This is a genomic window from Pseudarthrobacter cremeus, from assembly GCF_051857465.1.
GTDB lineage: Bacteria > Actinomycetota > Actinomycetes > Actinomycetales > Micrococcaceae > Arthrobacter.
In genome coordinates, this window is record NZ_JBPZHC010000001.1 from 665,335 (window position 1) to 691,029 (window position 25,695).

Sequence of the window (25,695 nt, forward strand, 5' to 3'; positions counted from 1 at the left end):
TGACCTCTTGAGCTTGGTGCAGACAAACACCGCTTGATGACACAGTAATTTGGAAAGCTGGATACGTGCTTGCAATAGTCTGCCCTGGACAGGGCTCACAGACCCCCGGTTTTCTGGCCCCTTGGCTGGAATTGCCCTCGGTAGCAGGCCAACTGGCCTCCCTCAGCGAGATCGCAGGCATTGACCTGACAGCTCACGGGACCACCTCGGACGAAGAAACCATCAAGGACACCGCCGTTGCGCAGCCCCTGATTGTGGCTGCCGGCCTGGTTGCCGCAAAATCCCTGTTCGACGTCGAACTCGCCACGCTCCCTGTGATCCTCGCCGGACACTCCGTTGGTGAGATCACCGCATCGGCACTTGCCGGGGTACTCACCGAGCAGGAAGCCATGACGTTCGTCCGTGAACGCGCCAACAGCATGGCAGCTGCCGCTGCCGTGACGCCCACCGGGATGAGCGCAGTGGTGGGTGGAGACCCGGCCGAGGTCCTGGCAGCCATTGAAGCCGCCGGCGCTACTCCGGCCAACGTCAATGGCGCCGGCCAGACCGTAGCGGCGGGAACCTTCGAGCAGCTCAAGGCACTCGCGGACAACCCGCCGGCGAAGGCCAGGGTCATTCCGCTCAAGGTGGCCGGAGCCTTCCACACCTCACATATGTCCCCTGCTGTGAGTGCCCTCGAAGCGCTGAAACCGCAACTCAAGCCGCAGAAGCCGCTGGTCCCGTTGCTGTCGAACTTTGACGGCCGGGAAGTCATCGACGGCGCTGCCGCCGTCGACAGCCTCATTGCGCAGGTCTCCCGGCCGGTCCGCTGGGACCTTTGCATGGAAACACTGGTCCAGCGCGGCGTCACGGGCGTCATCGAACTGGCCCCGGCCGGAACGCTGGCCGGACTCGCCAAGCGCGGCATGCCCGGTGTTAAAACTGTTGCAGTCAAAACCCCGGACGACCTCACAGCCGCCCTGGCACTCTTTGCAGAATTGGAGGGAAACGCATGAGCGTTCCCACGCTGAACCAGCTTCCCGTCCATGCGAACAGCCGCATCCTTGGCCTGGGCGCATTCCGGCCCGATGTCATAGTCACCAACGAAGATGTCTGCCAGTGGATCGATTCCTCAGACGAATGGATCCGCCAGCGGACCGGCATCATCACCCGCCACCGCGCCCCCGCCGACGTCAGCGTCGTCGACATGGCCGAAGGCGCGGCCCGGGAGGCCCTGCAGAAGGCAGGCATCGAAGCCTCACAGTTGGGAGCGGTTATCGTTTCCACCGTCACCCACCCTTACGCCACGCCGTCGGCCGCCGCAGCACTGGCTGACCGCATTGGCGCCACTCCGGCACCCGCCTTTGACATTTCGGCTGCCTGTGCCGGCTACTGCTACGGGATCGCCCAGGCCGACGCCCTGGTCCGTTCCGGAACCGCCGACTACGTGCTGGTCGTCGGGGCGGAAAAGCTCTCCGACGTCATCGACAACAGGGAACGCACCATTTCTTTCCTGCTGGGTGACGGCGCCGGGGCAGTGGTCATCGGCCCGTCGGACACGCCCGGCATCGGACCTTCCGTATGGGGTTCGGATGGCAGCAAATGGGATGCGATCGGCATGACGCGCTCCCTGCTGGACGTCCGTGACCTGAGCCTCGCAGCCCGCCAGTCCGACGAGTCCGGCGACTTTGCCCTGCTCGAAGAGGCACAGGAGCTCTACCCCACCCTTCGCCAGGACGGGCAGACCGTCTTCCGCTGGGCAGTCTGGGAGATGGCGAAGATGGCACAGCAGGCCCTCGAGGCCGCCGGGGTCAAGGCTGAAGACCTCGCCGCCTTCATTCCGCACCAGGCCAACATGCGGATCATCGACGAGATGGCCAAGAAGCTCAAACTCCCCGAGTCCGTCATTGTGGCCCGCGACATCGCGGAGGCCGGCAACACCTCGGCCGCTTCAATCCCCCTGGCCACCCACCGCCTGCTCAAGGAACACCCTGAGCTCAGCGGCGGCCTCGCACTCCAGATCGGCTTCGGCGCCGGACTGGTCTTCGGCGCCCAGGTAATCGTCCTTCCTTAGGAAAGTCCCACACAGGCCGCACCCGCGGGCTGCACCGTTTCCGGCACCATCCGCCGGCAATAACAAGAAAAGGAGCCATCAATGGCTAGCAACGAAGAGATCCTGGCCGGCTTGGCTGAAATCGTCAACGAGGAAACCGGCCTTGCCCCCGAGGCCGTGGAGTTGGACAAGTCCTTCACCGAGGACCTGGACATCGACTCCATCTCCATGATGACCATCGTGGTCAACGCCGAAGAGAAGTTCGGCGTGCGCATCCCGGACGAAGAGGTCAAGAACCTCAAGACCGTCGGCGACGCCGTCAGCTTTATCGCAGGCGCTCAGGCCTAGCCAAGGCTCCAGCCACTTACGGCTGACTGGACTGCCGGCCCGTGCCCAGGCCGGGCCGGCAGTCCCCCTCATATTTCCTGGCAGCCAACCGAACTGCCCACACGCGGGACCCCGCCGGCGATTACCGGATATGGCCTGCCCACCGACAGAGAGTAATCCCATGACACGCAAAGTAGTCATTACCGGTCTGGGGGCCACCACGCCCATCGGCGGCGACGTGCCCACGATGTGGAGCAACGCCCTGAAGGGGGTTTCCGGTGCCCGCACGCTGGAAGACGACTGGGTAGCCAAGTACGAGCTTCCCGTCCACTTTGCGGCGCGCTGCAGCACCCCTGCGCTGTCAGTCCTGAGCCGGGTTGAGGCCAAGCGCATGGATCCGTCCACGCAGTTCGGCGTGATCGCCTCCCGCGAAGCCTGGGCCGACTCCGGTATCACCGAGATTGACCCCGACCGCCTGGCCGTAGCCTTCGCCACGGGCATCGGCGGCGTGTGGACGCTGCTGGATGCGTGGGACACCCTGAAGGAAAAAGGCCCACGCCGGGTCCTTCCGATGACCGTGCCGATGCTGATGCCCAACGGCGTCGCTGCCGCCGTCAGCCTTGACCTTGGTGCCCGTGCGGGCGCCCACACCCCTGTTTCTGCCTGCGCTTCCGGAACCGAGGCCCTGCACCTGGGCCTGGACCTGATCCGCTCCGGCAAGGCCGACGTTGTCATGTGCGGCGGCGCCGAAGCCGCCATCCACCCGATGCCTTTGGCCGCCTTTGCCTCCATGCAGGCGCTGTCGCGGCGGAACGATGACCCCCAGGCAGCCTCACGGCCCTACGACCTTGGCCGTGACGGCTTCGTCATGGGCGAAGGCGCTGGTGCCCTGGTCCTCGAAGCCGAGGAGCACGCCCTGGCCCGCGGCGCCCGCATCTACGGCGAACTGGCAGGCACCTCCGTGACAGCGGACGCTTACCACATCACCGCCCCGGACCCGCAGGGACTTGGCGCCACCCGCGCGCTGAAGGCAGCCATGTTCGATGGCCGAATCCAGGCCGAGGACGTGGTCCACGTCAACGCGCACGCCACGTCCACACCTGTGGGTGACAAGCCCGAGTACACGGCGCTCCGGGCAGCCCTGGGCAAGCACCTCGACAGCGTTGCGGTGTCCGCTACGAAGTCGCAGATGGGCCACCTGCTGGGCGCGTCCGGCGCGGTGGAGGCGGTCCTCACGGTCCTGGCAGTGTACGAACGCAAGGCCCCGGTGACAATCAACCTCGAAAACCAGGACCCCGAGATCCCCCTCGACGTTGTTACCTCTGCCCGGGACCTGCCGGCTGGCGACATCGTGGCGCTCAGCAACTCCTTCGGCTTCGGCGGCCACAATGCCGTGATCGCTGTCCGCAGCGTCTAGCAAGACCCCGAAACACCAAGAGGAGCGGGGCCCCCCGTTTGGGGGGCCCGCTCCTCTTTGCATTAGAGCGCCTGGCGATGGCTTTCAGGCGCCTTGCCAGGGCTTTTCCGCGCGTAGCTATGGGAGGTGGCTACTGCTGGGGTGGCCGCCATCAGCAATGGCGGGCCACCGACGGCGGTCATCCCACCTGGTGGAGCCAGCGCACCGGCGCGCCTTCCGCAGCGTGGCGGAAGGGTTCGAGTTCCTCGTCCCACGCCTCACCGAGGGCCAGCGAGAGTTCGTGGTAAACGGCGGAGGGATCGCCGGCGCCGGATTCGTATGCGTAGCGGATCCGGTCTTCGGAGACCATGATGTTGCCGTGCACATCCGTGGTGGCATGGAAGATGCCAAGTTCCGGGGTGTGTGACCAGCGGCCACCGTCGACGCCCTGGCTCGGTTCTTCGGTGACCTCGTAGCGCAGGTGCGCCCAGCCGCGAAGAGACGACGCCAGCAGCGATCCGGTGCCGGGTGTGCCCGTCCAGGACAGCTCGGCCCGGAACATTCCGGGCGCGGCAGGCTGAGGGGTCCACTCCAGATCCGTCCGCTTGTCCACGACGGATCCAATGGCCCACTCTACGTGCGGGCACAGTGCTGTAGGGGCTGAGTGAACAAACAGCACACCACGGGTCATTGCAACAGACATTCCATCCTCCATAGCTGTAGGTACGTCTTCCCCAACGACCTCTGCCTGAATGAAACTGCCGTGCGCTGCACCCAGCAGCCGCGGTTTTTCCTGCCTGATTATTAAACTGTGTCCGGCACCTGCCGTCGCACCTGAAGCCAAAGAGCTTCAAGCGAAACTTGAAAGTTGCCGGACCTGACTCTTATTGTGCCGTACTCCGCGTAATTACGCCAGTGCGATTCGTCACGGGCGACGGGGGTTGTCCCTGGCGCATGGCCCGGGCGCCGGTCCGGCCATCAGGCCCTGGGATGGGCCTGCTGATAGCTCTGCCGCAGCCTCTCCACTGACACGTGGGTATAGATCTGCGTCGTGGCCAGGCTGCTGTGGCCAAGGATTTCCTGGACCGCGCGAAGATCCGCCCCGCCGTCGAGCAGGTGTGTGGCTGCGGAATGCCTGAGCGCGTGGGGGCCCGTTGCGGACGTGTCCCCCAAAGCTTCGAACAGGTCTTTGACCACGGCTCTGACCTGGCGCTGGTCCACGCGGCTGCCTCTGGAGCCAAGGAAAAGCGCAGGGCCTGAGCGGTCATTGGCCAGGACAGGGCGGCCCCGCCGGAGCCAGTCGTCGACGGCGAGAGCCGCCGGCACACCATAGGGCACGGTCCGCTCCTTGTTGCCCTTGCCGGTCACCCGAAGGGTACGGCGGTCCGGGTTGAGATCGTCAACGTCCAGTCCGGCCAACTCCCCCACCCGCACCCCGGTGGCGTACAGAAGTTCGACCATGGCCCGGTTGCGCACCGGAAGCGGCGCTCCGCCGGAAGCAGAGTCCTCCAGGCTGTTGAGCAGCCTGAGCAGTTGTCCGGACTGGAGTACCCCCGGTAGGGATTTCTCAGCTTTGGGGGCCCTCAGGCGCAGGGCGGGGTCGGCCGCAATAAGTTCCTCCCGCATGGCCCACGTGGTGAAGGACCTCGCTGTCGCCGATCGACGGGCCAGCGTGGACCTGGAGACCCCGGCCTGGCTCTGCACGCCCAGCCAGCGCCGGAACGTCCCCAGCTCCAGTCCCGGCAGGTCCGTGAGGCCCTCAGAGGCGGCGTAACCGAGCAGGCTGCGGACGTCGGAGAGGTAGGCGCGAAGCGTATGCACGGACCGGGCACGCTCCGCCGTAAGGTACCTGCCAAAACCGGCGAGTGCCTGCTCGAACGCCGGGGGCAGTTCCTGATTCTCCACTGTTCCACTGTCTCAGAATTCGACCCTGCACAATGCCTGGACACAGCACACTAGGCGGAATCCTTGGCCCGTTTCCACCCGCCCCGTTCCGAGACCGCCAGTCCCAGCAGGCCCAGCCTGCCCAACCCCGCCCGGACTGAGTCGGCGCTGAGGCCGGCAACTGCGCAAAGTTTCTCCACGGACGTCGTGGACCTCAGAGGCAGCGCATCCAGCAGGATCAGATCTTCCAGGGTCAGGCCGTCGTGGTCTGCCACACGCCCGGTTTTCGGCTCCCCCAGCCCCTGTCCGCTCGGCGAAGCGAGCTCGGCGATGTCGGAAGCGTCTGTCACGCAGACCGCGCCCCCGTCGCGGAGCAGGCGATGGCACCCCGCGGAGTTGGCGCTGTGCACGGAACCCGGAACTGCACCGACTGCCCGGCCAAGGCTTTCCGCGTGATGCGCCGTGTTCAGCGCCCCGGAACGCCACCGGGCCTCCACTACCACCGTGACGGCCGCCAGGGCTGCGATGAGCCGGTTCCGCTGGAGGAAGCGGTAGCGGGTGGGCGCAGAGCCCGGCGGTACTTCAGCGATCACGGCCCCCTGGTTGCAGACAGCCCTCAGGAGATCCTCGTTGCCGGAAGGGTAAAACCTGTCCACACCGCCGGCCATGACCGCTATGGTGGGTACCGCCCCTGATCCTCCGGCCAATGCTGCCCGATGCGCGTGCGCGTCGATACCGTAGGCGCCGCCGGAGACCACCGTGAAGCCGCGCTGCGCCAGCGAATACGCGAGGTCGCCCGTGACGGAGGCACCGTAGCTGGTGCTGTCACGTGACCCCACAAGGGCCACGCATTTGTCCAGGCCGGGCAGCTCCTGTTCGACGCCCCGCCACCAAAGACAGATGGGCTCGTGGATGCCCAGATCACCAAGTTGGGTAGGCCAGAGATCGTCCGAGGGCACAATCATCCTGCCGCCCAGCCGGGCCAGGGTGGCCAGGTCCCGTTCGGGGGCCAGGTCAGGGATCCGCGGCGCCCACCGTTTCAGTGCGGCTGCCAGCCCGCTCCATCCTGTGCCCGCGCCGTTGTCCGTCAGCAGGCCTGTGATTTCCTTCTCGAGAGCATGGCCGGCGGGCACTTGGCCCGTGGCAATCCTCAGCGCGTCCCGGGCACCGGCCGCCTGGACGAGGGCAAGTCCGGCGGCGTCCTGCGGTTCCATCAGCCGCGAGAGTGCGGCCCGGGCAATGTGTTCGTTGTCCATCTGCTTCTTTCTTCACGCCGCTGCCGAGGCAGCCTGCCGCAGGCCCAGGGCCTGGCCAATGTCGTTTGTATCGGGCATATCGCGGTGGGACAGATCGGCCAAGGTCCAGGCCAGGCGCAGAACCCGGTCATAACCCCTGGCCGTCAGTACGCCGCGTTCCAGTGAGTGGTCCAGGATCCGGGTTGCCGAGGCAGGAAGCCGGAGCCCGCCCCGCAGAACCCGGCCGGGGACCTGGGAGTTCGTCTCGAGGCCCAAAGGGCGCAGCCGTTCAGTCTGTCGGCTTCTGGCGGCGGCCACACGCCGGGCCACGGTGGCGGTGTCCTCCTCCTCTCCTGCCTGGCCGAAGTCGGCCAGCGAAACGCGCTCCACCTGCAACTGGATGTCCACGCGGTCCAGCAGGGGCCCTGACATCCTGGCCACGTAGCGGCGCCGCATAATGGGCGTGCACGTGCAGTCGAGGCCTTTACCGGAGGCTTTGCCGCAGGGGCACGGGTTGGCGGCAAGCACCAGTTGGAACCGTGCAGGATAGGCTGCCGTTCCCGCCGAACGGTGGATGACGAGCTCTCCGCTTTCCAGCGGCTGACGGAGGGCATCCAGGACACGCCGCTCATACTCCGGTGCCTCGTCAAGGAACAGGACGCCGCGGTGGGCCCGTGACGCCGCACCCGGGCGGGGAAGCCCCGAACCTCCGCCGATGATGGCAGCGGCGGTTGCCGAGTGGTGCGGATTTTCAAAGGGCGGACGGCGCAGGAGCTGAACGGCAGAGGAAGGAAGGCCGCAGAGTGAATGGATCGCGGTGACTTCCATGGCTTCGTTGTCGGCAAGGTCCGGAAGGATCCCGGGCAAGCGCTCCGCCAGCATGGTCTTTCCTGCACCGGGCGGCCCCGTGAGCAGAAGATGGTGGGCGCCGGCGGCGGCTACTTCCAGGGCCCGCCGTGCTTCGCCCTGGCCGGAAACGTCGGCCATATCCGGCACGGCCAGGAAAGCGTTCGAAGCGTCACCCGGGCCGGCCTCGTCTTCGGGTTCGAAGTCCAGTGCGAGCTCCTGCGGGTCAGCACCGAAATCGAGTGCCAGCCTGGCCAGGGTCCGGTAGCCCCTGACATTGGCTCCCGGGACCAGTGAGGCTTCGGCCAGGTTGGCGTGGGCCACCACCACTTCCGGGTAGCCGGCCTGGACGGCAGCCATGACGGCCGGAAGGATGCCACGCACAGGCCTCAGCCGGCCGTCCAGCCCCAGCTCAGCGATGAAGACGGCCCGCTCAGTTGCCTTGATGTCATTCGCCGCCCGCAGGACCGCCATGGTGACGGCCAGGTCAAAGCCCGAACCGCGTTTGGGCAGTGATGCCGGAATAAGGTTGGCGGTGATCTTCCGCCGGCTCAACGGAATTCCTGAATTCTTGGCGGCGGAACGTATCCGCTCCTTGGCCTCGTTCAGGGCTGCATCAGGCAAACCCAGAATCACGAAGTTTGGCAGAGTCTGCCCGATGTCGGCCTCTACTTCGACGATGTACCCGTTCAGGCCCACGAGGGCCACGGAGTAGGTCCGCCCGAGAGCCAACTACCCCACCCCCTTGAGGTGTTCGACCAGGGGTTCGCCGCCGCCGTCGTCCACCACGGCAATGACGTCCACGCGCTGCAGCGGCATCCGAAGTTCCCGGTCCCGGCACCAGGCCGAACCGAGCCGGTGCAGCCGCGCCAGCTTGTCTGCTCCCACGGCCTCGAACGGGTGCCCGTAGTCCAGCGACCGCCGGGTTTTCACCTCGGCGATGACCAGGGCGTCCCCGTCCAGGGCCACAATGTCTATTTCGCCTTCAGTGCAGCGCCAGTTGCGTTCCACCACCAGCATGCCCAGCGATTCAAGATAGCCGGCGGCCAGGTCCTCGCCGCGACGGCCCAACAGGTCTTTGGATTTCATTTTCTACCTCCGCAACCAGCCTGCGGGGGCAGGACGGGAGCGGAAGGAAAGCTGCCTGCCTATGTGGGTAACCTCAGGAAAATGGCCCGCTTGTGGAGGAGCAGTGGCTGGGTCAGGCAGGAACTAATTGCCGAGGTCAACATCCTTCGGCAGGGCGAGTTCCTCATTCCGCGGCAGTTCTTCGACATTGACATCCTTGAACGTCAGTACCCGTACTGTCTTGACGAACCGCGCCGAACGGTAGACATCCCAAACCCAGGCATCGTGCAGGGTCAGGTCGAAGTAGACCTCGCCGTCGGCGCTGCGGGCCTGGAGGTCAACGTGGTTCGCGAGGTAGAAGCGGCGCTCGGTCTCGACAACGTAACTGAAGAGCCCGACGACATCCCGATATTCACGGTAGAGCTGCAGCTCCATGTCGGTTTCGTAGTTTTCAAGATCCTCTGCACTCATGCTTCCATCTTGCACCATTCAGGCCGCCACGGGCGCCGCGTCGGCCGCGGGAGGGCACTAGGTTCCGGCGTCAGGGAAGAGTTCGCCGCCCAGCAGGTTCCAGCTGACGCGGTGGTATGGCGTAGGCCCGGCTGCGCGGAGCGCGTCGCGGTGGACTGGGGTGGCGTAACCCTTGTTGAGGTCCCAGCCAAAATCGGGGTATTCGAGGTGCAGTCCACGCATTTGCTCGTCGCGCTCGACCTTGGCGATAACACTGGCAGCCGCAACACTCAGGCACTGCATGTCCGCCTTGATTTTGGTGTGGACCGGGGCATCGCAGGCCGGACCCGGGGCCGCCTCGTCGAACAGGGAAAGCTGTTCCGGCGGCGAGAGCCAGTTATGGCTGCCATCAAGCAGCACCACGTCGGGGCTGACGCCTGTTGCGAGGATGTCCAGCCATGCACGGGTGCCGGCCAGCCGAAGAGCGGCGATGAGGCCCAGGGCGTCGATCTCCCGGGAGGAGGCATGTCCTACAGCAGAAGCCACACTCCAGCTCCTGACCAGCGGTTCCAGGCGTTCCCGCTCTGCCGGGCTGAGCAGTTTGCTGTCCCTTACACCGGACAGGGTCTTCTGCTTCTGGAGGTCCACGACGGCGATCCCCACACTGACCGGTCCCGCAAGGGCCCCGCGGCCCACCTCATCAACCCCGGCCAGGTAGCGGGCGCCCTGCGCCTTGAAGGTCCGCTCGTGCCGGAGCGTCGGAGGCTTTGAACGGACTGCTGTTGCCTGGCGGCCTGGAGCCGGGGCAACTGCCTCCGGAGTAATTGCGGACAAAGCTATCCCCCCGCAGGCACGTTCCGGAACACAGCAGGATAGTTGTCCAGGACGGTGATCCGGTTCAGCGGCCAGGCGATGACGGCCGCCTTGCCCTCCACATCCTTCAGGTCAACAAATCCACCGTTCGAATCCAGATGGGAGCGGGAATCGGCGGAATGGTTGCGGTTATCGCCCATGACCCATATCTTCCCTTGGGGAACGACAACGTCGAAGGCACGCATCTGCGGTACTTCAGCAACGTTGACGTAGCTCTCATCGATCGGAGAGCCGTTGATTGACAGTTTACCGTCGGCGTCGCAGCAGATCACGTGGTCACCGGGAAGCCCTATGGCGCGCTTGACGAGGTGCTGTTCGGAGTTATCCGGCAGCAGCCCCACGAAAGTTAGGCCGTCCTGCACCCAGGTGAACGGTCCGTTTTCCTTTTCCGGCGCTGTGGTCAGCCAGCCCTGGGTGTCCCGGAAGACCACCACGTCACCGCGCGAGAGAGCAAACGGCTCGGGCACGAGGAGGTTGACGAAGATGCGGTCGTTGACGTCCAGGGTGTTGACCATGGACTCCGAGGGAATGTAGAAGGCACGGAAGAGGAAAGTCTTGATCAGGAAGGAGAGGACAACGGCAATCACCACGACTGTGGCGATTTCCTTCAGCCAGACGAAGAGCTGGCTTGGTGCAGCGGGCCCGGCCTTGGGCGCCGCCGAGCGCCTTCCCGGTGCGGGCGCGGCCGGACCGGCGTCAGCCTCGGTGGAAGTACCTTCCGCGGAGGTACCGGGAGCACCCTCACGGGGCTGCTCTGGTATCCGGGCTTGATTCTCGGGCATCTACTGTACGTCCTCTATCATTGGTCCTGCCGCTGCCGGCCGTGGTATCCCAGCAAATCTATCAAGTGGCCAGATGATTTGGACCGGCCTGCCGATCACCCTGTCCAACGGGACCATGCCCCCGCCCGGCGCACCAAGCAGGCTCCGGGAATCAGCCGATTCTGAGCGGTGGTCGCCCAGGAGCCAAAGCCGGCCCGCGGGCACCACCGCAGTGAAGATCTGGGTGCTGGGCTTCTCGCCTTCGAAGAGGTACGGCTCGTCAAGCGCTTTTCCATTCACTGTGACCTTACCGTCAGCGTCGCAGCAGACCACCGTATCCCCCGGAAGGCCAATGACCCGCTTAACGTAAGTAGTGTCGCTGCCGGCCAGTCCGAGCCATTGACCCGTTTCGGCAAGGGCATCGAGCAGGGGGCCGCGGCCGCTGTTGAGGGGCGCGAACGAACCCCTGCCGTCAAAGACCACGATGTCGCCACGTCGGATGGGGTCGGCCTGAAAATCGGTTCTGGAAACGAGGATACGGTCGCCGCGTTCAAGGGCCGGCTCCATGGACCCGGACGGAATGAAGTAAACATCCAGCCACAGCGAACGCACCAGTCCGCTGACCGTCACTGCCAGCAGAAGCAGGAGCAACGCAAAACGCCAGCCCATTTTTCGGGGCTGGCGTTTTGTCTGGTCCATGATCCATTCCTGGGGCGCTGTGACGAATGGCGCTGGCCTGGTACGGCTGGGGCCTGCTTGATAAGTCCTGAGGGACCTACTTGGCGGTGTGGAAGTCGCGCTTTTCCTTGATCTTGGCAGCCTTGCCGCGCAGTTCGCGCATGTAGTAAAGCTTGGCGCGGCGCACGTCACCCTTGGAGACGACCTCGATCTTGTCGATGATCGGGGAGTGAACCGGGAAGGTACGCTCCACACCGACACCGAAGGAGACCTTGCGGACGGTGAAGGTTTCGCGAAGGCCATCGCCGTGGCGGCCCAGGACGAAGCCCTGGAACACCTGGACACGGGAGTTCTTGCCTTCGATGATGTTCACGTGAACCTTGAGGGTGTCACCCGCGCGGAACTCGGGAACATCGGTGCGCAGCGAAGCTGCATCTACTGAATCGAGAATATGCATAATTGCACTCCTGGTGAACGCCACAGGTCATTCACTTTGGGTCACGGCGGGCAAGCCCGGGGTACCGGAAATTACCGCCGAAAGTTAAGTGGGTCCGGTTCCTTCACTGGTTGAAAGTACCGGGTTGTCCAGCTGTTGGTTGCGCTCCCCCTGTAGCAGGTGCGGACCCAGCAGACACAAGGACTAATTTTGCCACACTCGCGCGCCGACAGCCAATCGCCGCCGACCCACCCCGCCGGTTGAGGCAGGGGCAGTGCTTCAGGCCGAGGCGCCGGTTCCGGCGTCCTCGTCAGTCCCGGAGCCTGGGCGGGCACGGAGATGACCGTCCACGACGTCGTACCCCAGATCCGCCAAAGCGGTGCGGTCGGCACGCGGCAGTTTCCCGGCGTCGAACGTTTCCAGGAGGTCGGGACGGCGCTCCGCCGTCCGCCGGTACTGCTCGTGGCGGCGCCACTGCGCGATCTTGCCGTGGTTGCCGCTCAGCAGCACGGCGGGCACATCGCGCTCACGCCAGGTGGAGGGCTTGGTGTAGACCGGGTATTCCAGCAGTCCGTCCGAATGCGATTCCTCCACCAGGGATTCCGGGTTTCCGACGACACCGGGCAGCAGCCTGCCGATGGCTTCCACCATGGCAAGGACCGCCACCTCGCCGCCATTGAGCACATAGTCACCCAGGCTCATGGGGCGGACGGTGAAGTGCTCTTCGGCCCATTCGATGACACGCTCGTCGATTCCCTCGTAGCGTCCGCAGGCGAACACCAGCTGGTCCTCTTCGGCCAGCTCATGTGCCAGCGCCTGGGTGAAGCGCTCCCCCGCGGGCGACGGGACGATCAGCACCGGCTTTGCTGCGTTGCCCGCATTGGCTTCTGCCACCGCCGTCAGCGCCTGGGCCCATGGCTCAGCCTTCATGACCATGCCGGCCCCGCCACCGTAGGGCGTGTCGTCCACCGTGCGGTGTTTGTCGGTGGTGAAGTGGCGGAGATCATGGACGTGCAGGTCCAGCAGTCCATCCTGGCGGGCCTTGCCGATGAGGGACAGCTCCAAGGGCGCCAGGTATTCGGGGAAAATACTGACGACGTCGATTCTCATCTACGCGTTGCCCTCCGGTTCGCCGGACCCGGCGTCGTCGGAGTTGATCTCAAACAGGCCATCCGGGGGCGTCAGCAGGACAAACCCGCCGGCTACGTTGACTTCCGGAACGATCTGTTCCACGAACGGGACGAGGATTTCCTTGCCGTCTGCGCCTTCAATGACCAGGAGGTCCTGGACCGGCATGGTGTGCAGGGCGGCAACCTTGCCAACCACCTGGGAGCCAACCCGCGCCTCGAGTCCCACGAGCTCGTGCTCGTACCAGCCCTCGTCGTCGTCCTCTTCCAGCTCTTCAGTCTCGATGAACAGCTTGGCCCCGCGCAGCGTCTCCGCCTGGTTGCGGGTTTCAATACCGGCGAACCCGAGCAGGAGGATGTCTTTGTTCCAGCGGGCACTGTCAACGGTCAGCGGGCCGGCCGATGCCGGCTCCACCACGAACTCGGTGCCCGGAACAAACCGGTCCTCCGGGGCGTCCGTCAGCACCTGGACTGTTACTTCCCCGCGGATTCCGTGCGGTTTTCCGATTCGTGCCACCTGAAGCTGCATCTGTTCCCCTGTCCGGTTGTGGGACTACCCACCGTATTTGTTGTCAAAGCACTCCGGCCCCTCCACCGTTGCTGGTGGAAGGGCCGGAGCAAAAAACTGATACTGCCGGGCGCTTAGCGGCGGCGGTCGGTATCGACGACGTCGACCCTTACCGGTTCGCCGTCTGCCAGTGCCGCCACAACGGTGCGCAATGCACGTGCGGTGCGGCCCTGGCGGCCGATCACCCGTCCCAGGTCATCCTGATGAACACGGACCTCGAGGGTGTCCCCGCGGCGGTTGTTCTTCGAGCTGACCTTGACGTCTTCCGGGGAATCAACGATTCCCCGGACCAGGTGTTCGAGCGCCTCTGCCAGCAATTTACTCAGCCTCGGTGGTCTCTGCTTCGGCGGGGGCCTCGGCTGCGTCAGACTGCTTTGCCTTCTTGGTGATGGCTTCCGGGATGATCACGGAACCCTTTTCCGGGGCAACGAAGGCAGCCTTCGGAGCTTTGGTCTTCAGGGTGCCTTCCTGGCCCGGGAGGCCCTTGAACTTCTGCCAGTCACCGGTGATCTTGAGGATCGCGGCAACCTGCTCGGACGGCTGTGCGCCGACGCCGAGCCAGTACTGGGCACGGTCCGTGTCGACCTCGATGTATGAGGGCTCTTCGGTGGGGTGGTACTTGCCGATTTCTTCGATGGCACGGCCGTCACGCTTGGAGCGTGCGTCCATGACGACGATGCGGTAGTACGGGGCGCGCATCTTGCCAAAGCGCTTAAGGCGAATCTTTACGGCCACTTTTGTGGTCACTCCTGTTTCAGAAAGGGGGTGAACCGACGTTCTGCACCCGTGGGGCGGGCCATACTTGAGGGTTCGAAGGACAGGATCCGGACGCGGAGAGAGGGGCCACGCAGATCGAGTACCTGTTTATTGTGCCAGATCAGCGTCCGGATTTCGACTTGACACGTGCTGATCGGGCATCCGCCGGCACTCTAGGAGGACCAGACATACACTCCGTTGCGCTCCGCGTCATCGATCGAGCCCGCAAGCTCCGCGAGCTGATGTACATATTTGCGGGCATCCGCCGCGCCAAAGGGCATGTCGTCCTGGGCAGCCCACTCGTCGGCGACGTCCTCAAGGACATTGCCTTCGCCCTCGGTTTCGTAAGTGAGCAGGTCCGCGAGAGCCCGCACCATGGCCGGCGGGACACCGAGAAGTGAGTCGCTGGAAACATCAACCATGGCGAGTTCGTAGCCTTCACCGCCGGCGTGGACTGCGGCGCCGGCGAGGTCACCCAGCTGCTCGATCTCGAAGTCACTGACTCCCGGAATTCGCAGGGCCGGACTTTCCGGCGAACCTCCGGCGTCAAGGATCCCGGCGCGCTTCAGCGCGGCGTCGTGGGTAGCTACAAATATTTCCGTGAAGCCCATGGGAACAGCCCTCATTCCGTCGACGGTGCGGCACTGTCGGGAAGCGTTGGTGCCACCCCGGCCGTTCGGAATCAGCCTAGTACATGCTCCGCCACGCGCCAGGAGGCATATCCGGGATGCATATCCCCGGGACGCATGTCCTGCGACCCACCTCCTGAAAGGCCGGGTTCAGCGCACGGCGACGCGGATCCTGTTGCGCCACGGGTCTTCAAAACGCAGTTCCGCGCCGGTGTGGTGGGAGGACACGCCGGATGCCTTGAGACGGTCGGCGAGCGCCCCGACGTCGTCACCCGAAGGGACTTCGATGAGGACCTCGCCGAGGCCAAGGGTGTCCTTGCGGGGGCCGGCTCCACGACTGTTCCAGACATTCATGGCCATATGGTGGTGGTACCGGCCGGCAGAGACAAACAATGCCTGCCCGTGCCAGCCCGCGGTCTTTTCGAAGCCCAGGGTTTCCACATAGAACTTGTGGGCCGAGTGGACATCGCCAACCTGGAGGTGGACGTGACCGACGCCGGCGCCGGCCCCGCGCTGACCTTCCAGGGATTCCTCGGTCAGGTGCTGCTCAAGATAGCGCTGCGGCGGCAGGGCGAGGCTGTCCATCACCACATCCGTGCCCTCCCAGGACCAGTTTTCCCGGGGCCGGTCCCAGTAGAGTTCAATGCCGTTGCCCTCAGGGTCATTGAAATAGAAGGCCTCACTGACCAGGTGGTCGGCGCTGCCGGTGAAGGACCGGGGTTCATACCGGGCGGCAGTGGCCACTGTTGCGGCCAGCGCGGCGCGGTTTTCGAAGAGAAGTGCGGTGTGGAAGAGGCCGGCCTCGCCCCTGCCGGGCAGATGCAGCGCCGGAGCGGCGGCAAGGTGGACCAGGGGGCGCTGGAGCCGGCCAAGGTAGACGCCGCCATCCTGCTCGGCAACGACCTCCAGGCCAAGTGCGCGCTGGTAGTAGTCGGTCATCAGCTTCATGTCGCCCACCTTGAGCATCACAGTACCCATGGTGAGGTCGGCAGGAAGGAGATCCTGGCTGGTCGCTTCTGCAGTCATGAAAAACTCCCCTATCCCGTGGTCTTCGGGGTCGAAGGCCTCTATGTTCCTAATTTACTTGAAGCTTCAATTTAATTCAAGTGATTCCGCGCGTGTCTACCGGCCGCTCTGACCCGGATCCCCGCTGCAGCGGCACCGTCCGGTGTTCAAGGAAAGCGATGACGGCGAGGACCCTGCGATGGTCATGGCCGGTGGCGCCCAGTTCCAGTTTGGCCAGGATGCTGCTCACATGGGTCTCCACTGTCCGTTCCGTCAGCCAGAGCCGGTCCGCTATGCCGGCGTTTGTCCGCCCTTCGGCCATGAGGGCCAGGACGTCGGCTTCCCGCGGAGTGAGCCGTTCCAGCCTGGAATCCAACCGCTTCGCACCCAGGAGCCGTGCGACGACCTCTGAATCCAGCGCTGATCCGCCGGCACGGATGCGCTCGAGCGTGTCCAGGAAATCGTTGATGTCCAGGACCCTGTCCTTGAGCAGGTAACCGAACCTGCCCCGGGAGACCAGGTTCAGCGAATGCCTGGTCTCTACATGCTGGGAAAGCATGAGGATTCCCATCAGTGGAAACTCGTCCCTCAGGGCTGAAGCTGCACGCGCCCCGTCGTCAGTGAGATCCGGAGGCATGCGCAGATCCAGGATGGTGAGGTCCGGCAGCGTGTCGCGGACTGCAGTGATGGCTTGCGGGGCTGTCGAGGCGGTGCGCACAATGTCGTGGCCGGCATCTGCCAAAAGCCGCGCAAGGCCTTCGCGGAACAGGACGGAATCTTCCCCGATCACTATCCGCACGGGAGCACCGCCTCCACCAGGGTGCCCTGACCGGCCGGGCTGACCACGGTGAGTGCGCCGCCGACGGCGCTGACCCGGTCCGCAAGTCCGGCAAGCCCGCCGCCATGATGGGCTATGGCGCCTCCTCCTCCATCGTCGCTGATCCGGATACTGACGCAGTCGCTGGTCCTCGCCAGGCGCAGGGCGATGCTGGCGCCGTCTGCGTGCTTGACGGCGTTTGCGAGCGCCTCGCTTGCGACAAAGTAGGCCGTGGAGGTGACGGCATCTGAAAGCTCGGGAAGACCATGGCCCGTCGCCGCGCCCGGCGGCAGCTCGAGGACGATCGGAACCGGAAGGAGGCTTGTGAGATGGGTCAGCGCTGCCTCCAGTCCGTCGTCCAGGCTCCCTGGCCTGATGCCGTGGGCCAGCTGCCGTAATTCCGCAACGGCAGTGCCAAGTTCGCTGACCGCCTCTTCCAGGGCAGTCATCACGCCGGCATCTCCTGGCCCCAGATGCCGCTGAAGAAGCCGCAGCGACATACCGATTGCCACCAGCCTCTGCTGGGCGCCGTCGTGAAGGTCCCGCTCAAGCCGGCGCCGCTCTACATAATTGGACCTCACAAGGCGTTCCCGGCTGGCCTCAACCTCGCGCAGCGCGGATGCCAACTGGAGCCTGAGCCGGGCCAGCTCCGCCGGATGCGCGATGACAGCGAGCACGTCTGCTCCCGGTGCACGTTGGCCTGCTCCCGGCGCCACCATGCCAATAGCCTCGCCGCCCAGTTCAATCCGCGCGTGTCCGGCTGAAGATTGCAGGGCCATCCCCTCTGCGTCGAGATACAAAGCTTCACCTGGCAGCCTGTATCCAATGCGCAGGCCGGGATCCCGGACGGCGCGGCGCAGCACAGACTCAAGGTCTTCAGGTTGCGAGGTACCGTCGTGGATCCTCTGGAGGAGTCCGTTGATGGCTTCAAGAGCACGCTCCCTTGCGGGAAAAAGCCATTGGCCGAGCCTGCGTTCGACGACGCCACGCACGGGCAGAAGCAGCAGCACTGCGCCGGCGGTGGCCACCGCCACGACCAGGGTCCTGGCGTTCCCTTCGCTGTTCCCCGCAAGGGAAGCCGCCGCGAGGACCACGGCCGCCACGGCAACCGCCATGAAGACGTGGCTCGTGGACCGGATCAGGGCGCGGTTGGCGTCATAAAGGGTGCGCCGCAGGATTGGCGCTGCGATGGCGGCGGGCAGCGCTGCGTAGAGGAAGGCAATCCCGGTGATGACGATTGCTTCGTTACCCAGCAGGAGATAGCCGAACCAGCCGAGGAGGAGGGTTGCCGGCACCGCTGCTGAAGCAAGGGTCAGAAAACGCAACTGCTCGCGTTCGGGATCGTTCGCTTTTCTGTACCGGCGCAGCGGGGAGATGGCGCTGGCAATGAGTGCAGCCAGGAAAAGGGGAAGCAGGGCAGCGGCAGCCATTCCGGCGGCTTCGGACTGCGGAAAAGCGGGCTCCGTTAGCGGATATGCCCGCTCCGGAGGGTCCGGAGCGTACGCCGCCAGCACATTAAACGCCACAACTATAGCCGGTAGAACCCACGCCAGCACCCTGTCGAACCGGTCCTGAAGCCTGCCGTCCGGGAACACCAGCAGGATCCACGCCCAGGGCAAAAAGAACATCATCCACGCCCCCTCCGTCAGCGCCACGAGGTGGCCACTGACCGGCAAAGTGCTGCCGCTCCGGGCCGCCGCCGCGAGGTACGCGTCCATGCTTCCGACGGCAATGGCGCTGGCGCCGGCCAGGCAAAGGAATGCAGACACAGGGTTTGCCGGGCGTCGGCCCGCCACCAGGAGCCCAAGCAGCAGCGCAGGCACGCCAGCGCTCATGCGGATGAGGATTGCCGTCAGCTGTTGCGGGTCCGTGATGCGGGACAGTCCGGCGAGTCCCGCGACCAAGGCTGCGACGGTGACTGCCGCAATGGCAAACGAAGCGAGCCGGGGCCACAACACAGGCTCAGTGTATGCCCGTCCCATGACCACGGGCATCAGTGGTGGCACGGAGGAAAAGTCCCGCGCCAGCCGCGATCCGCACATGCCGGACGACGTTCACTCTGGGATGAAGCCGGGATGCCGATCGGGTGTCCCGGAACAACGAAAGGCAGGAATATGTCCACTGCAGCAGCCCGAATTGAGAGCAAAACAACTGGAAGGAAGGCCCGCGATCTGCGCCGCTTCTGGCGTCTCCTGATAGCCGTGCTCATTCCCCTTGGCCCCCTGGGCATCACCGTGGGACGGGCAGTGATGCCCTTCTGGACGGATATGGACGGCCGCCAGATCATCGAAAGCACCATCGCGCATCCGGAAACCTCGGCCGGCATCGCCTGGCTGGGGCTGGCGACCTATCCTGCGATGCTCGCCGGGGTCCTGGCCTTGGGATTTGTCGCGAGGCGCCATTCCCCCGTACTGGCAACCCTGGGAGCGGCCTTGAGCTTCCTGGCATTTGCCAACTGGAACGCCGCAGGAAACTCGGAAGCATCGATCCATGCCATGGCTGCAGTCGGTATCGGAACCGAGCAGATCGTGGGGGTCACGGACGTCCTGCTCGGGGCGCCCATAGCGGCGGTGACAGGTTTCGGCTGGCTGGTCGGGCACATCGCCGGCATGATCCTCGCGGGGATCGCCCTTGGCCGATCAGGACTGGTCCGCTGGTGGGTGGCCATCGCCCTCATCGTGTCGCAGCCATTTCATTTCATCGCCGCGGTAGTCATCCCGAACCGCTGGCTGGATGTCACCCTTGGCTGGGGACTGACGACGTTCGCATGCCTCATGGTGTCGCTGGCCATCCTACGCGTAGCAGACGATGACTGGGACCTGCCGCCGGTCTCCAGGGCCTAGCTGGCTGTGGTAGCTTCGTCTACGACCACACGGGGGCCCTGCATGGGCTGAGATCAGGCTGACGCTGCCTGCGACCGTTGAACCTGTCCGGGTAATGCCGGCGAAGGAAGTGAGTATCCCTTGAGCACCACCGAAACACAGCACAGCCCTGTCCACGCCGGGGCAATCAACAACACCGCGTCACTGAAATCCCATTCCTTGGCGTACCTTGAGGATCCGGACAATGGCATCCGGGTCCCCGTCACCGAGATTGCCTTGGACCCCTCGCCCAACGGCGAAGCCAACACCCCTTTGCAGGTGTACCGCACGGCGGGCCCCGGCAGTGATCCCGTCGTCGGCCTGGAGCCCTTCAGATCCTCCTGGATTGAGGGGCGGCATGACACGGAGCCCTATTCAGGCCGCAAGCGGAACCTGCTCGACGACGGCCGCTCGGCCGTCCGCCGGGGGGCCGCGTCCTCGGAGTGGAAAGGCACGCGGCCGGTTCCCCGCCGCGCCGTCGAAGGCAGGACGGTGACCCAGATGCACTATGCCAGGGCGGGCATCATCACTCCGGAGATGAGGTTTGTTGCACTGCGGGAGAACTGCGACGCGGAGCTTGTCCGGAGCGAGGTGGCAGCCGGACGTGCCATCATCCCCAGCAATATCAATCACCCGGAATCCGAGCCGATGATCATTGGCAAAGCTTTCCTGGTGAAAATCAATGCGAACATCGGCAACTCAGCGGTCACCAGTTCCATCGCCACCGAGGTGGACAAGCTGCAGTGGGCCACCCGGTGGGGCGCGGACACGGTGATGGATCTCTCCACCGGCGAGGACATCCACACAACCCGCGAGTGGATCATCCGCAACGCACCCGTGCCGATCGGTACCGTGCCCATCTACCAGGCCCTGGAGAAGGTCAACGGCGAAGCCAACGCACTGACCTGGGAAATCTTCCGGGACACGGTGATAGAGCAATGCGAACAGGGCGTGGACTATATGACCATCCATGCCGGCGTGCTGCTGCGCTATGTTCCCCTGACGGCCAACCGCGTCACCGGCATCGTGTCCCGCGGCGGCTCCATCATGGCCGGCTGGTGCCTGGCGCACCATCAGGAGAACTTCCTGTACACCCACTTCGACGAACTCTGCGAAATCTTTGCCAAGTACGACGTCGCATTCTCGTTGGGCGACGGCCTGCGTCCGGGAGCGACGGCGGACGCCAACGATGCCGCGCAGTTCGCCGAGCTGGATACCCTGGCCGAGCTCACCCAGCGGGCCTGGGAGTTCGATGTCCAGGTCATGGTGGAAGGTCCCGGGCACGTGCCCTTCCACCTGGTGCGGGAGAACGTGGAGCGGCAGCAGAAACTCTGCAAGGGCGCCCCGTTCTACACCCTCGGCCCCCTGGTCACCGATATCGCCCCGGGCTATGACCACATCACCTCCGCCATCGGCGCCACCGAGATCGCCCGCTACGGCACGGCCATGCTCTGCTATGTCACGCCGAAGGAACACCTGGGCCTGCCCAACAAGGACGATGTCAAGACCGGCGTGATCACCTACAAGATCGCCGCGCACGCCGCGGATCTTGCCAAGGGCCACCCCGGCGCCCATGAACGGGACGATGCCCTGTCCAAAGCCCGGTTCGAATTCCGTTGGCGCGACCAGTTCGCACTCTCCCTGGACCCGGTCACGGCGGAGGCGTTCCACGACGAAACCCTGCCCGCAGAGGCCGCAAAAACCGCGCATTTCTGCTCCATGTGCGGGCCGAAGTTCTGTTCGATGCGGATCAGCCAGGACATCCGGGACGAATACGGTTCAGCCGATTCCCAGGAAGCGATCGCGGCGGCCTACAGCGGCATGCGGGAAAAGAGTGCGGAGTTCATGGCCTCCGGCGGCAAGGTCTATCTGCCGGAACTGCAGGTACCGGCAACCGACGGTGAGGCCGCCTCAGGACGCCTGAACTGACGCTGACCTGCTGACATCGGCGATAAAGGACCGGATGGCGCGGTCCCCTTCCGCCGAATCCTGGGGCCGGTGCCCGCCCGCGGCGACGCGGTGCACGGCACCGGTTTCCCGGAGGTAGCCGGCGATTTCCTCGTAGAGCGGTTCCCAGCCGCCTGTCAGCACCATGGTGGGGACCCCTGGAACTATGTGCAATGGAGCTTCCCAGGCAGGTACCTGCAGCCGGAGCCGGCGGGCGGACCGTTTTTCCTCCACGGAGGAAGGCTCCTGCAGGTCCGCCGCAAACATCCTGCGTAGGAACTCACGCTGGAAGTCTTCATCGCCCAACTGGTGCCGGACGTCAAAAAGCGGCTGCATCAGGGCAACATGGGCTGAGGTGGCAGGCAGTTCAGCGGTCAGCGAGAGGCAGGCCGGCTCCACCAGCGTCAGGGAAAAGACGAGGTCCGGGCGTTGGACGGCCGCCATCATGGCGGCGATGGCGCCCTGGGCATGGGCGACAACGTGGCCGCCGGCCCCTCCGCGGCCGTCATCGGCCAGCGAACGCAGGATGATGGCGGTGTCCTCCGTGAAGGAAGACTCCATGGGCCCGGCGACGGGGTCGAAGCCGTGGCGCCGCAGGAACAGGGCATCGTAGGCCAGCGCCATTCCGTGCTGGCGCGGCCACGCGGCCGCCCCGAAAGGCCCGGCGCCGTGCACGAACACTACCCTCTGCTTGAACATGACCCAACCCTATTTGACGGTGCCGACATCCATCAGGAGGCGGCACCGAATCCCGTGCTGAGCCCCCACCAAAGGGACAGGATGCCGGGCTTTGGAGACCTGGCTACTTGCCGAGGAATTTGTCGAAACCCTTGGGCAGGTTCAGCTGCGAGGGGTCGAAGTCGCCGCCCTGCTGGCCGAACGCTGCGCCGGTGGGCAGGGCCTTGGCCGCCCCCGCCCGCCGCGCCTCTGCGTCCTTGAGTTCCTGGGCCGCCTTGGCCGGGTTGCCGGAACGGGCCTTCTTCTTGGGCGCGTTCTTGCCCCCCTTGCGGGCACCGCCGGGACCGGCCATGCCGGGCATTCCCGGCATCCCGGGCATGCCGCCGCCCTGCGCCATCTTCTTCATCATCTTCTGCGCCTGCGCGAAACGCTCCAGCAATCCGTTGACCTCGGACACGTGGACGCCGGAACCGCGGGCAATGCGCGCCCGGCGGGAGCCATTGATGATCTTCGGCGCGACCCGTTCGTGCGGCGTCATGGAACGGACGATGGCTTCGACACGGTCGATCTCGCGCTCATCAAACTGTTCCAGCTGCTGGCGGATGTTCTGCGCACCCGGCATCATCATGAGCATCTTCTTCATGGAGCCCATGTTGCGGATCTGCTGCATCTGGGAGAGGAAGTCGTCCAGGGTGAAGTCTTCCTGGTCGGCGAACTTCTTCGCCATCCGGGCAGCTTCATCCTTGTCCCAGTTCTTCTCCGCCTGCTCGATCAGGGTCAGGACGTCGCCCATGTCCAGGATGCGTGAAGCCATCCGGTCCGGGTGGAAGAGTTCGAAATCGTCAACACCTTCGCCGGTGGACGCGAACATGACGGGCTTCCCGGTGACCGACGCGACTGAGAGCGCGGCACCGCCGCGGGCGTCGCCGTCGAGCTTTGAAAGGACGACGCCGGTGAAGTTGACGCCCTCATCAAAGGCCATGGCCGTGTTGACGGCGTCCTGGCCGATCATGGCATCGATGACGAAGAGCACTTCGTTGGGAACGATGGCGCGGCGGATCTGGCGCGCCTGCTCCATCATCTCGGTATCGACACCGAGCCGGCCGGCGGTATCCACGATCACGAAGTCGTGCAGCTTCTGCCGCGCCTCCTCGACGCCGGAGCGTGCGACGGCGACAGGGTCACCCGCCGGGTGCTCCAGTTCCGAGGTAGCACCCGGGTGCGGGGCAAAGACGGGAACGCCGGCACGCTTGCCGACCACCTGCAGCTGGGTGACGGCGTTGGGGCGCTGGAGGTCGCATGCCACCAGGATGGGGCTGTGGCCCTGGGACTTCAGCCACTTGGCGAGCTTTCCCGCGAGCGTGGTTTTACCGGCACCCTGAAGGCCGGCGAGCATGATGATGGTAGGTCCGGTCTTGGCCATCCGGATGCGACGGGTCTCGCCGCCGAGAATCTCAACCAGTTCCTCGTTGACGATCTTCACGATCTGCTGGCTGGGGTTCAGCGCCCCCGACACCTCGGCCCCGAGGGCGCGCTCACGCACGCGTGCCGTGAACTCGCGCACCACGGGAACGGCAACATCGGCATCCAGGAGGGCGCGGCGGATCTCCCGTACGGTGGCATCGACATCGGCCTCGGTGAGGCGGCCCTTGCCACGGAGATTCTTGAAGGTTGCTGTCAACCGGTCAGAGAGTGAATTGAACACGCGCCGCGCACTTCTTTCAGTGGAGTTACAGGTGGGACTCGACTATCTAGGGTACCAAGACGGGCCTGCATGATGGCATGCTGTCGTAGGTGACGAGCCAAACGAGTGTAAAAACCCTGCTCATCCTGGGTGCCTCCGGGGATCTGACCGGACGGCTGCTGCTGCCCGGCCTTGCCCGGCTGGTGGCCAAAGGCCGCGCCGAAGGGCTCAGGCTGGTGGGCGCAGGCTCGGATGACTGGCCCCCGGAAAAGTGGCGCGCCCGGGTCCACGATGCCTTCGCCGATGCCGCGGAGACAGCGGGTGCTACGGGGAAAAAGGCGCTGACAGCCTTGGCGAAGGCGACGGAATACCATCAGCTGGATGTGACGGCGGACGGGGCCCTGGCCTCGTTGCTGGCAGCGCTGGACGGCCCCATAGCGGTCTACTTTGCCCTCCCGCCCCATGTCAGCCAGCTCGCCTGTGAAACGCTGAAGCCGGGGCAGGTTCCGGCCGGGACGCGTCTGGTGATGGAGAAGCCCTTCGGTTCCAGCGAGGCGTCGGCAGGTTCGCTGAACCGGACGCTTGCGGCACTGGTTCCCGAGGACCACATCCACCGCGTGGACCACTTCCTGGGCAAGGCCACCGTGCTGAACATCCTGGGCCTGCGCTTCGCCAACAACTTCCTGGAGCCGGTCTGGAACCGTGAGCACGTTGAAAAGGTGGAGATCATCTTCGACGAGGACCTGGCACTGGAAGGGCGTGCGAGGTATTACGACAATGCCGGCGCCCTGCGCGACATGATCCAGAGCCACTTGCTGGAGATCATGGCCCTGGTAGCCATCGAGCCGCCGGCCACCATCGGGGAACGGGACCTCCGGGACGCCATCGCCACTGTGCTGCGTGCCAGCAGCATCAGTGCGCCGTATGCGAAATCGACCCGGCGGGCCGTCTACACTGCGGGGTCGATCGCGGGGCGGAAAGTCCCGGACTACGTGAAGGAAACGGGGGTGGATGCGGACCGGGGCACGGAGACCCTAGCCGAGGTCCAGGTGGAAATCGACAACTGGCGGTGGAAGGGGGTTCCCTTCATTCTGCGCTCCGGCAAAGCCCTGGGCGTAAAGCGCAAGGAGGCCGTGATCACGTTCCGTCCGGTCCCCCACCTTCCGGCCGGCTTTACCGGAGTGGATTCCCCCAACCAGCTGCGGATCGGATTTGGACCGGACACGCTCCAGTTCGACCTCGATGTCAACGGACCCGGCAGCATCTTCAGCCTCAGCCGCGTCACGTTGAACACCGAACTGAGCGCTTCGGAGTTGCTGCCTTACGGCGAAGTGCTTGAAGGCGTCCTGAACGGCGATCCCCTGCTGTCGGTGCGCGGCGACACGGCGGAGGACTGCTGGCGGATCATTGAGCCCGTACTGAAGGCGTGGCAGCGGGGCACCGTGCCGTTGGAAGAGTACGACGCCGGCTCCGCAGGTCCCGACGGCTGGTCAAGTGCCGGGCGGTCAAGTGCCGGGCAGGCAGACGCAGCGCAGGCAGACGCAGGGCAGGCAGACTAACCCCCTCCAACGGAAAGGGCGGGCAGGGAACCCTTCAAGGTTCCCTGCCCGCCCTTCCGGCGGCATGGATTTTGCGCC

General features: G+C 65.1%; 27 protein-coding genes and 1 riboswitch. Of the genes, 7 read left to right on the plus strand and 20 right to left on the minus strand.

The annotated features are described in order from the left end of the window. Positions 1–65: 65 nt before the first annotated feature. From ACS5PJ_RS02960 to ACS5PJ_RS02975, 4 genes are all read left to right on the plus strand, one after another. Entirely contained in the window at positions 66–995 is a 930-nt protein-coding gene (locus ACS5PJ_RS02960; protein ID WP_439433413.1) for an ACP S-malonyltransferase, read from the plus strand. Next, entirely contained in the window at positions 992–2,053 is a 1,062-nt protein-coding gene (locus ACS5PJ_RS02965; RefSeq protein WP_439433414.1) for a beta-ketoacyl-ACP synthase III, read from the plus strand. Before ACS5PJ_RS02960 ends, ACS5PJ_RS02965 begins: the two co-directional genes overlap by 4 nt. Before the next feature lie 81 nt (positions 2,054–2,134). Beyond that, positions 2,135–2,380 (plus strand): acyl carrier protein, encoded by a 246-nt coding sequence (locus ACS5PJ_RS02970; protein ID WP_009359314.1) that lies wholly within the window; start codon positions 2,135–2,137, stop codon positions 2,378–2,380. A gap of 160 nt (positions 2,381–2,540) precedes the next feature. Next, positions 2,541–3,776 (plus strand): beta-ketoacyl-[acyl-carrier-protein] synthase family protein, encoded by a 1,236-nt coding sequence (locus tag ACS5PJ_RS02975; RefSeq protein WP_439433415.1) that lies wholly within the window; start codon positions 2,541–2,543, stop codon positions 3,774–3,776. A 178-nt stretch (positions 3,777–3,954) separates the two neighbouring features. Here the strand turns inward: ACS5PJ_RS02975 and ACS5PJ_RS02980 are convergent, their stop codons facing one another. From ACS5PJ_RS02980 to ACS5PJ_RS03065, 18 genes are all read right to left on the minus strand, one after another. Further along, positions 3,955–4,458: a DUF3145 domain-containing protein gene (locus ACS5PJ_RS02980; RefSeq protein ID WP_056349065.1), complete on the minus strand. Its 504-nt coding sequence runs from the start codon at positions 4,456–4,458 to the stop codon at positions 3,955–3,957. Positions 4,459–4,733: 275 nt separating this feature from the next. After that, the gene (locus ACS5PJ_RS02985) at positions 4,734–5,660 is read right to left on the minus strand and encodes a tyrosine recombinase XerC (RefSeq protein ID WP_439433416.1); all 927 of its coding nucleotides are present in this window, start codon (positions 5,658–5,660) and stop codon (positions 4,734–4,736) included. A gap of 50 nt (positions 5,661–5,710) precedes the next feature. Next, entirely contained in the window at positions 5,711–6,895 is a 1,185-nt protein-coding gene (gene dprA / locus ACS5PJ_RS02990) for a DNA-processing protein DprA (RefSeq protein ID WP_439433417.1), read from the minus strand. Between the two features lie 12 nt (positions 6,896–6,907). Continuing rightward, positions 6,908–8,452 carry a YifB family Mg chelatase-like AAA ATPase gene (locus tag ACS5PJ_RS02995; protein WP_439433418.1) on the minus strand — a complete coding sequence of 515 codons (1,545 nt, stop codon included), beginning with the start codon at positions 8,450–8,452 and terminating at the stop codon, positions 6,908–6,910. After that, complete coding sequence (locus tag ACS5PJ_RS03000) at positions 8,453–8,809, minus strand: YraN family protein (RefSeq protein WP_439433419.1); 357 nt, start codon at positions 8,807–8,809, stop codon at positions 8,453–8,455. A gap of 123 nt (positions 8,810–8,932) precedes the next feature. Beyond that, positions 8,933–9,259, minus strand: a complete 327-nt coding sequence (locus ACS5PJ_RS03005) for a DUF2469 domain-containing protein (RefSeq protein WP_108599785.1) — start codon at positions 9,257–9,259, stop codon at positions 8,933–8,935. Between the two features lie 57 nt (positions 9,260–9,316). Beyond that, complete coding sequence (rnhB, locus tag ACS5PJ_RS03010) at positions 9,317–10,063, minus strand: ribonuclease HII (protein ID WP_439433565.1); 747 nt, start codon at positions 10,061–10,063, stop codon at positions 9,317–9,319. An 11-nt stretch (positions 10,064–10,074) separates the two neighbouring features. Next, positions 10,075–10,893, minus strand: a complete 819-nt coding sequence (lepB, locus tag ACS5PJ_RS03015) for a signal peptidase I (protein ID WP_439433420.1) — start codon at positions 10,891–10,893, stop codon at positions 10,075–10,077. After that, positions 10,894–11,571, minus strand: a complete 678-nt coding sequence (gene lepB, locus ACS5PJ_RS03020) for a signal peptidase I (RefSeq protein WP_439433421.1) — start codon at positions 11,569–11,571, stop codon at positions 10,894–10,896. A gap of 76 nt (positions 11,572–11,647) precedes the next feature. Beyond that, positions 11,648–12,007, minus strand: a complete 360-nt coding sequence (rplS, locus tag ACS5PJ_RS03025; protein ID WP_439433422.1) for a 50S ribosomal protein L19 — start codon at positions 12,005–12,007, stop codon at positions 11,648–11,650. Between the two features lie 258 nt (positions 12,008–12,265). Next, positions 12,266–13,096, minus strand: a complete 831-nt coding sequence (gene trmD / locus ACS5PJ_RS03030; protein WP_439433423.1) for a tRNA (guanosine(37)-N1)-methyltransferase TrmD — start codon at positions 13,094–13,096, stop codon at positions 12,266–12,268. Further along, positions 13,097–13,642: a ribosome maturation factor RimM gene (gene rimM / locus ACS5PJ_RS03035; protein ID WP_439433424.1), complete on the minus strand. Its 546-nt coding sequence runs from the start codon at positions 13,640–13,642 to the stop codon at positions 13,097–13,099. Positions 13,643–13,755: 113 nt separating this feature from the next. After that, complete coding sequence (locus ACS5PJ_RS03040; protein ID WP_056349097.1) at positions 13,756–13,998, minus strand: RNA-binding protein; 243 nt, start codon at positions 13,996–13,998, stop codon at positions 13,756–13,758. 1 nt (position 13,999) lies between these two features. Then, entirely contained in the window at positions 14,000–14,416 is a 417-nt protein-coding gene (gene rpsP / locus ACS5PJ_RS03045) for a 30S ribosomal protein S16 (protein WP_131682516.1), read from the minus strand. 194 nt (positions 14,417–14,610) lie between these two features. After that, positions 14,611–15,048, minus strand: a complete 438-nt coding sequence (locus tag ACS5PJ_RS03050) for a hypothetical protein (protein WP_439433566.1) — start codon at positions 15,046–15,048, stop codon at positions 14,611–14,613. 168 nt (positions 15,049–15,216) lie between these two features. After that, positions 15,217–16,092: a VOC family protein gene (locus ACS5PJ_RS03055; RefSeq protein WP_439433425.1), complete on the minus strand. Its 876-nt coding sequence runs from the start codon at positions 16,090–16,092 to the stop codon at positions 15,217–15,219. A gap of 76 nt (positions 16,093–16,168) precedes the next feature. Beyond that, on the minus strand, positions 16,169–16,870 hold the full coding sequence (locus tag ACS5PJ_RS03060) for a response regulator transcription factor (RefSeq protein ID WP_439433426.1): 702 nt from the start codon (positions 16,868–16,870) through the stop codon (positions 16,169–16,171). Further along, positions 16,861–18,846: a sensor histidine kinase gene (locus ACS5PJ_RS03065; RefSeq protein ID WP_439433427.1), complete on the minus strand. Its 1,986-nt coding sequence runs from the start codon at positions 18,844–18,846 to the stop codon at positions 16,861–16,863. The genes ACS5PJ_RS03060 and ACS5PJ_RS03065 overlap by 10 nt, the downstream gene beginning before the upstream one ends. Before the next feature lie 156 nt (positions 18,847–19,002). Between ACS5PJ_RS03065 and ACS5PJ_RS03070 the strand changes: the two genes are divergently transcribed. Together ACS5PJ_RS03070 and thiC are read left to right on the plus strand one after the other, a co-directional pair. Continuing rightward, positions 19,003–19,731, plus strand: a complete 729-nt coding sequence (locus tag ACS5PJ_RS03070; protein WP_439433428.1) for a hypothetical protein — start codon at positions 19,003–19,005, stop codon at positions 19,729–19,731. Between the two features lie 19 nt (positions 19,732–19,750). After that, positions 19,751–19,857, plus strand: a riboswitch (TPP riboswitch). After that, entirely contained in the window at positions 19,852–21,678 is a 1,827-nt protein-coding gene (thiC, locus tag ACS5PJ_RS03075) for a phosphomethylpyrimidine synthase ThiC (protein WP_439433429.1), read from the plus strand. It overlaps the preceding riboswitch by 6 nt. Here thiC and ACS5PJ_RS03080 read toward each other — a convergent pair. Both ACS5PJ_RS03080 and ffh read right to left on the minus strand, forming a co-directional pair. Further along, positions 21,661–22,395, minus strand: a complete 735-nt coding sequence (locus ACS5PJ_RS03080) for an alpha/beta fold hydrolase (RefSeq protein WP_439433430.1) — start codon at positions 22,393–22,395, stop codon at positions 21,661–21,663. The two genes, thiC and ACS5PJ_RS03080, sit on opposite strands and share 18 nt — an antisense overlap. 103 nt (positions 22,396–22,498) lie before the next feature. Beyond that, on the minus strand, positions 22,499–24,079 hold the full coding sequence (ffh, locus tag ACS5PJ_RS03085; protein WP_439433431.1) for a signal recognition particle protein: 1,581 nt from the start codon (positions 24,077–24,079) through the stop codon (positions 22,499–22,501). A gap of 89 nt (positions 24,080–24,168) precedes the next feature. Between ffh and ACS5PJ_RS03090 the strand changes: the two genes are divergently transcribed. Next, positions 24,169–25,617 carry a glucose-6-phosphate dehydrogenase gene (locus tag ACS5PJ_RS03090; RefSeq protein WP_439433432.1) on the plus strand — a complete coding sequence of 483 codons (1,449 nt, stop codon included), beginning with the start codon at positions 24,169–24,171 and terminating at the stop codon, positions 25,615–25,617. Positions 25,618–25,695 lie beyond the last annotated feature (78 nt).